Origin of the sequence: Sivoneniella epilithica UHCC 1019, assembly GCF_040830845.1 — a bacterium.
Classification (GTDB): domain Bacteria; phylum Cyanobacteriota; class Cyanobacteriia; order Leptolyngbyales; family Leptolyngbyaceae; genus ULC077BIN1.
This window is the reverse complement of sequence record NZ_JBFPDP010000020.1, coordinates 80,445-89,094: the sequence shown is the minus strand read 5'-3', so window position 1 is coordinate 89,094 and position 8,650 is coordinate 80,445. Positions and strand designations below refer to the sequence as shown.

At 44.3% G+C, this 8,650-nt stretch carries 7 protein-coding genes; 5 read left to right on the top strand and 2 right to left on the bottom strand.

Annotated features, from left to right (window positions below):
• Positions 1–298 precede the first annotated feature (298 nt).
• Both AB3R30_RS14060 and AB3R30_RS14055 read left to right on the top strand, forming a co-directional pair.
• Entirely contained in the window at positions 299–769 is a 471-nt protein-coding gene (locus AB3R30_RS14060; protein WP_458649822.1) for a bactofilin family protein, read from the top strand.
• Positions 770–874: 105 nt separating this feature from the next.
• The gene (locus AB3R30_RS14055; RefSeq protein ID WP_458649821.1) at positions 875–3,895 is read left to right on the top strand and encodes a glycerol-3-phosphate acyltransferase; all 3,021 of its coding nucleotides are present in this window, start codon (positions 875–877) and stop codon (positions 3,893–3,895) included.
• Positions 3,896–3,907: 12 nt separating this feature from the next.
• On the opposite strand, the gene AB3R30_RS14050 is transcribed toward AB3R30_RS14055, so the two are convergent.
• Positions 3,908–5,344 (bottom strand): HlyD family type I secretion periplasmic adaptor subunit, encoded by a 1,437-nt coding sequence (locus AB3R30_RS14050; protein WP_458649820.1) that lies wholly within the window; start codon positions 5,342–5,344, stop codon positions 3,908–3,910.
• A gap of 166 nt (positions 5,345–5,510) precedes the next feature.
• Between AB3R30_RS14050 and AB3R30_RS14045 the strand changes: the two genes are divergently transcribed.
• Positions 5,511–5,792 (top strand): hypothetical protein, encoded by a 282-nt coding sequence (locus AB3R30_RS14045; RefSeq protein ID WP_458649819.1) that lies wholly within the window; start codon positions 5,511–5,513, stop codon positions 5,790–5,792.
• Between the two features lie 154 nt (positions 5,793–5,946).
• Here AB3R30_RS14045 and AB3R30_RS14040 read toward each other — a convergent pair whose 3' ends face one another.
• On the bottom strand, positions 5,947–6,261 hold the full coding sequence (locus AB3R30_RS14040) for a DUF6679 family protein (protein WP_458649818.1): 315 nt from the start codon (positions 6,259–6,261) through the stop codon (positions 5,947–5,949).
• A 789-nt stretch (positions 6,262–7,050) separates the two neighbouring features.
• Here AB3R30_RS14040 and AB3R30_RS14035 point away from each other — a divergent pair.
• Complete coding sequence (locus AB3R30_RS14035) at positions 7,051–7,797, top strand: creatininase family protein (protein WP_458649817.1); 747 nt, start codon at positions 7,051–7,053, stop codon at positions 7,795–7,797.
• Positions 7,798–7,871: 74 nt separating this feature from the next.
• Positions 7,872–8,606 (top strand): class I SAM-dependent methyltransferase, encoded by a 735-nt coding sequence (locus AB3R30_RS14030; protein WP_458649816.1) that lies wholly within the window; start codon positions 7,872–7,874, stop codon positions 8,604–8,606.
• The last annotated feature ends 44 nt before the right edge of the window (positions 8,607–8,650 follow it).

The following is an 8,650-nucleotide window of genomic DNA, read 5'->3' as shown; positions in this document are numbered from 1 at the left end:
GCCCACAACTTCCCGTTGGATTTGGCTGCGGGTGAGGCGACTCCAGTTGCTCTAGTGGCTCCTGCTATCAACGGCTAGTCTTGTGACTTGCTCTGTTGAGTAAATCTATGCCCTCCCCTGACTGGGAGGGCTTTTTAATGAATAAATTTATTTGCTACCAGATTCATTAGTAACCTTGTAGCATTCATCAACAGGGTGAGAATTCTGATTTTTTTAATAAAGTCTTTTTAAAAACCACGAAAAACTTTTGATATAGGTAGGATGGCATTGGGTGATAGGTGACATTGAGAGTAGGGAAATGGCGCTACATAATAATTTATTTGCTGATCTTAGCCAACGCTTTCATGTCTATGTGGAGAATATTATGTTTAACAAAGGGAAAAGTAAGGTTGCTCCCTCTCTGACCTATCTCGCTTCAAATAGTGAATTTCAAGGGAATCTTCATGTGGATGGAGATCTAAGAGTGGATGGAATTGTGCATGGCACCGTGGATGTCAGCGGTGACATGGAAATTTCTGCGACAGGTCTTGTGGAGGGAGCAGAGGTACGTGCTCGTAATCTGGTTGTGCATGGTGTGATTAAAGCGCGAGTTGTGGCACAGGGGAGGTTAACTCTTAGTCCTACGGCTCGTTTAGAAGGAGATGTGGTTGCCAATTCTCTTGATATTGCAGCGGGTGCGTTCTATGTCGGCTATATCGAAACTGGGGATGCAAAGGTTTTACCTGGAATTCAAAATAGACCTGAGTTGGCGGCAAGTCGAGAATATTAGGCTCAAGAGGATTGCAGGAGAAAAGCAGATTGGTGTACTGGAGTAAGAGAATTAACTGTTTAGGTGTGCCATGGAGATTGAAAGCTTTCGTTCAGAATCAAGCTGATGACGCTAATGCAGGTTTGGGGAGCGCTAGTGATCTTTGTTGTTTGCCCTTTATTGGGTGGACTGCCACTGATTCATGGGCTAATTTATATCTTATTTTCAAAAGATTTAAGGCTGTTGGGTACTGGCAATGTTAGTGTGTCGGCAGCTTTTTATCATGGGGGGCGGTTTGCAGGGATATTGGCAGTCTGTGCGGAAGCGCTGAAGGGAATTGCTGCTGTTTTGCTAGCGAGATTCTTTTTTCCTGCTGATGCAGTGTGGGAAATCGTGGCACTGATAGCGCTGGTGATGGGACGGTATTGGGTGGGCGGAGGTGCAGGAACAACGAATGTAGTATGGGGATATTTTGTCCATGATCCGGTTGTGGCGGGTCTTGTCTGTTTAATAGGTGGCGTTGGATTTACAGTTTTACGCGATCGCAAACAGGTTCAGTTTGGTGTTTTAGGAGTGTTGATTCTAGTCACTGTTTTACTCCATCCAGAACAGCAAGATCTGATTATTGCAACTGCGGCATTGGCATTTCTGCTGGGCTGGATCTATACCAAAATTCCTGATGATCTGAGTTTAAATTCTCAGGCTGTCCAAGCGAGTTCTCGTAGTGCATTTAAGTTTTTTCAAGGAGATTCATTGAAAGATCCGTTTCAACGCCGAGCGATTCGCTCTTTGAATGATTTGTTAGATGTTCAGCAATATGGGGAAAAAGCAGCAACGCTGGCTGATCTCAAAAGGTTGGGTTATCCAGTGCCAATGGGTTGGGTGCTGGCGGTGGGAGATGATCCACAAGCTTTGCTTTCAGGATTAAATCCATCACCGCAGTTCCCTTTAATTGTGAGATCGTCTGCGATCGGAGAAGATTCTGCGGCGGCATCTGCGGCTGGGCAGTATGAGAGTGTTCCTAACATTACAAAGCGTGAAGGATTGCAACCCGCAATTAATCGTTGTTTTGAATCTTATAATCGATCGGCTGCTGCCCAATATCGGCGCGATCGCGGACTGCCAGATACTACAATGGCGGTTCTGATTCAACAGCAGGTTCGTGGGGTCTTTTCGGGTGTTGCTTTTAGCCGTGATCCTATTCTTCAAAGTGGGGAAATGGTTATCGTTGAGGCATTGCCTGGGAATGCAAGTCAGGTAGTTTCGGGTAGGTTAACGCCGGAAACCTATCGGGTATTTATTGAAGATGAATTGTTGCAGCGATCTGATAGGTCAGCGATTCCCGTAGAGAGTCCTATAGAAAGCTTCGCTAACGTTTCACGAATTGCGCGATCGTCCAACGATTCACAACCCTGGATGATGCCAGACGATTTGATTTTAGAGGTGGAGGGAGTTGGGGAAGTGCCACCTCGAATTATTCAGCAAGTTGCTTATTGGGCGAGACAGTTGGAAGCTCATTATCAGGGCGTTCCCCAAGATTTGGAATGGAGCTATGACGGACAAACCCTTTGGCTGTTGCAAAGTCGTCCAATCACCACGTTATTGCCGATTTGGACGCGAAAAATAGCCGCAGAAGTGATTCCAGGACTCATTCGTCCGCTTACTTGGTCGATTAACCGTCCGTTGACCTGTGGGGTGTGGGGCGATCTGTTTACCCTGGTTTTGGGCAAGCGATCGCTTGGGTTGAACTTTGACGAGACAGCAACACTACATTATTCCCGCGCTTACTTTAATGCGTCTTTATTAGGGGAAATTTTTCGGCAGATGGGGTTGCCACCGGAAAGTTTAGAGTTTTTAACAAAAGGTGCAAAATTTAGCAAGCCGCCATTGATTTCAACGCTCCGAAATTCGCTTGGACTGCTGCGGTTGCTAGGACGTGAATTAAGTTTAGCAAAAGATTTTGCCCGGAGCGATCGCCTGCAAATGACTCCAGCCTTAACCAAATTCACTCAGCAGCCTGCTGCGAACTTGACTGAGCTTGAATTGTTAAACCGGATCGACTTTATTTTAGACCTGCTGAAACAAGCAACGTATTACAGTATTTTGGCTCCGCTGAGTGCAGCGCTGCGGAAGGCATTATTTAAAGTGGATGATGCCAGCTTAGACAATGGTGCCACTCCAGAAATTGCGGCACTGCGATCGCTTCAAGCATTAGCAAATTCCGCTCGGTCAATTCTGCCCAAATCGTCAGTTGAGACTGTGCCCCTCTCATCCATCACTTTGTTTGAGACGCTAAATACAACAGAGGATGGACAAATAATTCTGGCAAAATTTGATCAATTGCTGGAACAGTATGGTTATCTAAGCGAAGTGGGTACTGATATTGCAGTGCCCACCTGGAAGGAGAACCCAACTCCTATCCGCGAATTGTTTGCTCAATTTTGTGTGGCTCCAAACTCTGAACCGCTTGCATTGGCTCAATCTCAGAGATCTACGCATACGGTTCAAAGCCGCGTGAACATTAAAGGTAGAGTGACTGAAATTTATAGTCGGTTGCTGGCTGAACTGCGTTGGAGTTTTGTGGCATTAGAACAGCAATGGATAGAGAGTGGACAATTATTGCAATCGGGCGACATTTTTTATTTAGAAGTGCAGGAAGTTCGATGCTTGCTTGAACCGAAAGAGTTGGCACTTAAGACGAGTGCAAGTGATGTGATTGCCCAGCGGCGATCGCAATTAGAGCGCGATCGCCAGATTCCAGCCATTCCTTTTTTAATGTATGGCAATGCCCCACCCATGCCAACATTAAGCAAAAGACCCGCAGTGCAGCAGCTTCAAGGAATTGGTGCTAGCCCTGGAGTCGTAGAAGGACAAGTAAAAGTCGTTTTAACTTTGGCATCTCTTCCAGATATTGGCAAAGATACAATCCTTGTGGTTCCTTACACCGATTCTGGATGGGCACCGTTATTAGCGCGAGTGGGTGGTGTAATTGCTGAGGTTGGTGGGCGGCTCTCCCATGGGGCGATCGTGGCACGAGAATATCGAATTCCTGCCGTGATGGATGTGCAAAACGCGACTCAACGATTACAAGATGGGCAACGAATTCGCATGGATGGACAGCAAGGCACCATCGAAGTTTTGCTGTAAAGAGAAAACTTCCTAGCGCACTTGGAAAGCCTCACTAAATCGGCGAGTCACAGGCTCTATCAAAAAGGTTAGAACCGACTTTTGACGGGTGACAATTTCCCCGGTTGCCGACATGCCTGGAGTGAGTTCTACTTTTTTTCCATTAACATCGATCGCCTGTTTTTTTAGTTGAATACGAGTCGGAAAAACAGGTCCTTGAGATTGACCATTTTGATCCTTTTCCACGATCGCATTAGGGCTAACTTTCATCACAGTGCCTTCCACAATGCCGAATTCTTGGAAAGGAAACGTTGCCATTTTCACTTTTGCTTTTTGCCCCGCTCGAATAAAGCCAATATCGCGGTTCAAAACCTTGACTTCTAAAACAACCTCTTCTCCTTTAGGCAAAATTGAGAGTAATTCCTCACCTTGCTGCACTGGACCTCTGGTGGCTTTGACTGAGTAAACCGTGCCATCCACAGGAGCAGTAATTTTCGACAATTCGCGCTGTTTCCTAGATTGTTCTAGCTGTCCTTTTGTTGAGGCAATTTCTTCTTTGCGCTTAGTTAACGTGGTTAGAATTTCGCTTTGGCGTTGAGAAGCAAGTCCATCCGCTTTACTTCTCGCCGCTTGATAGGCTTGCTCTGACTGACGAATGCGATCTAACTGTCCTGCCAGTTCTTTTTGAGTTGAAACAACTTTATCTTGCGCTGAAACAACCTTGTCTTCGGCATTGGTAACATTATCTTTTGCGCGAATGTATTCCAGCCGAGGCACTGCTTTATCAGTCAACAACGTTCGCAATCCTCTTTCTTGCTCCTTAGCATTTTCTAAATTCTTCCCAGCATTTCTAAGATTTTCTTGAGCATTGACCAAATTCTCTTGCAGTCTAGAAAGGCGCGTTCTGGCTTCCCCGATCGCGGCAGTTTGTTGATTCGCTTCGGCTTCAGCACCCGCTTTTTGTTCATCAAACGCTTTAAGGCGAGCGTTCAAAAATTCGTCTTGAATGGCAGTTCCAGTGCGTCCATTTCCCGATCGCTCCGCTTCTAAGCGATTGAGATCATCTTGAATGAGCTTAGAAGATTTTTCAAGACGGGCAATATCGGCATCGATTACCTTCGTTTTTTCAGGCTCAACGTCTAGCAAAATCTCGCCTTTTCTAACACTCTTACCTTCTTTGACGTATACCTGCTGAATCGTACCGCCCCCCAGCGATCGTACAGGTCGCACTTGGGCAGAAGGAATCAATTCACCTTGGGCAACGGCAACTTCATCAACTCTGCTAAAGTATGCCCAAGCAATTGTTCCAAAAACCATCACGCTAATGGTGCCTGCTAGCAAACGAGTATAAAGCGGAGGCAATTCCTGAACCGCTTTGCCCAACTCATAAGTCAATGACTCATCTGGGTTTGCTAATTGTTGCCGAACTTGGCGGGATTGAGCGGGGTTAGATGATATGGATACTTTCATGGAGCTTAATGAAGGCAATAATAGAGATGTGTCACTACTAGGGTAGCCAATCTTTCTTTAGAGATACCCAAATTAAGTTGAATTAGGCGTTAATTATTACAGAGACTTAATGCTTCTTTGAATATCTTGTTCTCATGTAGATGTTTCTTACAAACTGGTAATTGCGGTGTTTCAGATCCTCAAACCAATTATCGAAACAATTCAGCCATTTGTGGTTCCATTGTGCTTTGTGGCAGCTTGGTTGATTGTTTTACTAATGGTTTGGAATTTGTGGATGGCAGTTAGAGATGCAGTAACGCTAACGCAAAAAATGCACCAAATTCCTTGTTCAAACTGTCGTTTTTTTACAAGCAATTATCAGCTTAAATGTACGGTACATCCGTCTAATGCGCTAACAGAAGAGGCGATTAATTGTCCAGATTTTGACCCTCGCCGATCGCTCTATTAAATAACATACTGAGCTATGTAATTATTGCGGCTCTCAGCAACTAACTATGTAAAGTATTCAAGATGAGCGGCAAAAAACATAAAAAATTGCATCGATCTCCTACAGGTAGGACGCGATCGATGCAATTAGTCTAATTGGTTTGAATAGTCGATGCTTATTCGGGGTTGGGATCTGGGAGGCGATTATTTGGGATTTGCTCCGCCTCTGGGCAATCATCAGAAACCAGTGGTTCCACATCTCCCTTTGGCACCGATGCTAGCTTTTGGGTAACAGCACCAATGCTTTCTAGCCGTACCATTTCTTCCCAAGAACAATTCTCATCTTCTTCGTCAGTCTCATAGCGCAGAGTTACCAAATCCCCTTCAATGTCTAGGATGCGGGCTCGTTCTATCCAGCGCTGCTGATCCCGCAAGAAAATCCAGACTTCTCGACCATCACAACAAAGCTGATAGATCTTGCGGTGTAGCATGGTTGCTTCTCCTGAACACTTAGTTATCAATATTTCACAAACAAGCAGAAAACTTTAGTCGCTAAAAATCAATTTTTTTGATTTGCCATAGGTCTCAATAGGAAGGCGATCGCGACCTATACACATCCATACCCCTATTTAAGCAGTTATCATAGGCAACTCCTGCTTAAAGTCTGAGTAATAGAAAAATGCATCCGATCCCAAAAAAATTGTCGAAAGTCTGAACACCAGTCTGTAGCGTTCCTAGAGGCGTTGAGAACTCCAAGGTGCTTTCGGGAGAGAAGCCCCCTTGAAATCATTACTTGTGACAAGACAAACTCAGCAAAAACATTTTGTTTGGTAGGCAAGAGCAAACCTTTATCGAGAAGTGATTTGGCATTAAAGCCTTAGCTAAACAGGCATTGAGTAGATGAGTGATAAGCAACTCAACACTTGATAGATGCTGTTCTGATGATCCACTATCCAATAATTAAACCAATCTTGACAGTATTTGCGAATCGAATGGTCTTAAGTATCGGATTGTACCAACTATTCTAGTGTCTATATGTCTTTATCAGCAATTCCTTTTCTTTGATAGGCAGCAACTAGATTCGAGAATAGCCACTCTGCAAAGCGTGGGTAAAGCTTGCGATTAATATCGTGTGCTTCTAATTCATTAGAAAAATCTGAGTTTATTAGCGGTCTAGCTGCATTTAATCCTTTGCAGCTAAATTTAATCAGTTAATTCCGGCTTGACTCATAATATAGAAGGCTAAATATAAGAATTAATAATCTAAGGATCGAACAGTAATGTTGCTGCACCTCAGTACATGGACAGAAGTTGAAGTTTATCTCAGCCAATTCACAGGAATCATTATTCCAATTGGCTCAACTGAGCAGCATGGACCGACTGGATTAATCGGAACGGATGCGATTTGTGCAGAAGCGATCGCCCGTGGCGTGGGAGAATCAACCCAAGCGATCGTAGCTCCGACCATTAATGTAGGTATGGCGCTTCATCACACGGCGTTTCCGGGCAGCATCAGCTTTCGTCCTAGTACTTTAATCTTGGTTATTCGAGATACCATTACCAGCTTGGCAAAAGCAGGATTTACCCAGTTTTTCTTCATCAATGGGCACGGCGGCAATGTGGCAACTTTAAAGGCTGCCTTTGCAGAAGTTTATGCAACATTGGCTGATTTAAACATGACCAACGCCGAGCAAGTACGCTGTCAGGTTAGCAATTGGTATATGTGTGGTTCTGTTTACAGTTTGGCAAAACGCCTCTATGGTGACCAGGAAGGCTCCCACGCAACCCCAAGCGAAGTCGCTTTAACGCAATATCTCTATCCAAACGCAATTAAACAGGCTGTGCTAGATCCAAATGTGTCTAAAGACCACCGGATTTATGGAGCCGCAGATTTTCGCCGTCGCTATCCCGATGGTCGTATGGGATCTAATCCAGCTTTGGCAACTCCCGAACAAGGTCAACAATTCTACGATTTAGCAGTAAAAGAATTAAGCAATACTTATCTAGAGTTCTTGGGTAGCGTTTAGCAATCGCTAAAATTTCAGTTAACCTATTAAAGGTTTGCCTCTTCAAATTGGAGCGATCGCAGCATTAGCCCCCTATGAAAGCAGAATTTCGTGATGATCAATATCAGCTTTCCTATCCAGATGGCGTGGAAAATCATTGGTGGCATTTAGCCAGAAATAGGTTGCTTACACAGCAAATTAGGCAGTTATCCAAGCAACAGGCATCGGTGTTAGATGTGGGATGCGGTCGCGGCGTTACGGTGAAATATCTCAGAAATCAGGCGATCGATTGTATTGGAGTTGAGCCTGCTGAAGCCAAGCCGTTTAAAGACATTGAGCAATATATTTTTACTGGGAAAAAAGCAGAAGATCTATCTAAAGCTGAGCGCGATCGCTATAGTTTGCTGCTCCTATTAGATGTCGTTGAACATATTGCCAATCCTGATATTTTCTTAAAAGATTTAATTGCACTGTTTCCAAATGTGACCCATGTCATTGTTACGGTGCCTGCTTGCCCTGAGCTATGGTCTAACTATGATGAGTTTTATGGGCATTATCGACGATATACCCTCAACATGATTGAGGATTTATCCCACCAACTCAACTGGCATCTGATGTGGAATTTTTACTTTTTCCAACTACCCTATCTACCCGCAAGGCTCATTATAAAACTAGGTCAGAAAAGAACCGTTGAAATGCAAGCTCCAATAGGCATCAGCAAAAAGATTCACCAATTCATTTCTTATGCTGTAACGATGGGGAACTATAGTCGTTTCTTAGGCTTACCGGGCACCTCAATTAGTGCTTGCTTTTCTTTACATAAAAATTAGACCAATAAAGAGTCGATCGCCTGTCATTCATCTTCTAGCGAAAT

Coding starts and splice junctions, on each gene's coding strand:
- AB3R30_RS14060 (WP_458649822.1), top strand. CDS start 299: ATGGCGCTACATAATAATTTATTTGCTGATCTTAGCCAACGCTTTCAT.
- AB3R30_RS14055 (WP_458649821.1), top strand. CDS start 875: ATGACGCTAATGCAGGTTTGGGGAGCGCTAGTGATCTTTGTTGTTTGC.
- AB3R30_RS14050 (WP_458649820.1), bottom strand. CDS start 5,344: ATGAAAGTATCCATATCATCTAACCCCGCTCAATCCCGCCAAGTTCGG.
- AB3R30_RS14040 (WP_458649818.1), bottom strand. CDS start 6,261: ATGCTACACCGCAAGATCTATCAGCTTTGTTGTGATGGTCGAGAAGTC.
- AB3R30_RS14035 (WP_458649817.1), top strand. CDS start 7,051: ATGTTGCTGCACCTCAGTACATGGACAGAAGTTGAAGTTTATCTCAGC.
- AB3R30_RS14030 (WP_458649816.1), top strand. CDS start 7,872: ATGAAAGCAGAATTTCGTGATGATCAATATCAGCTTTCCTATCCAGAT.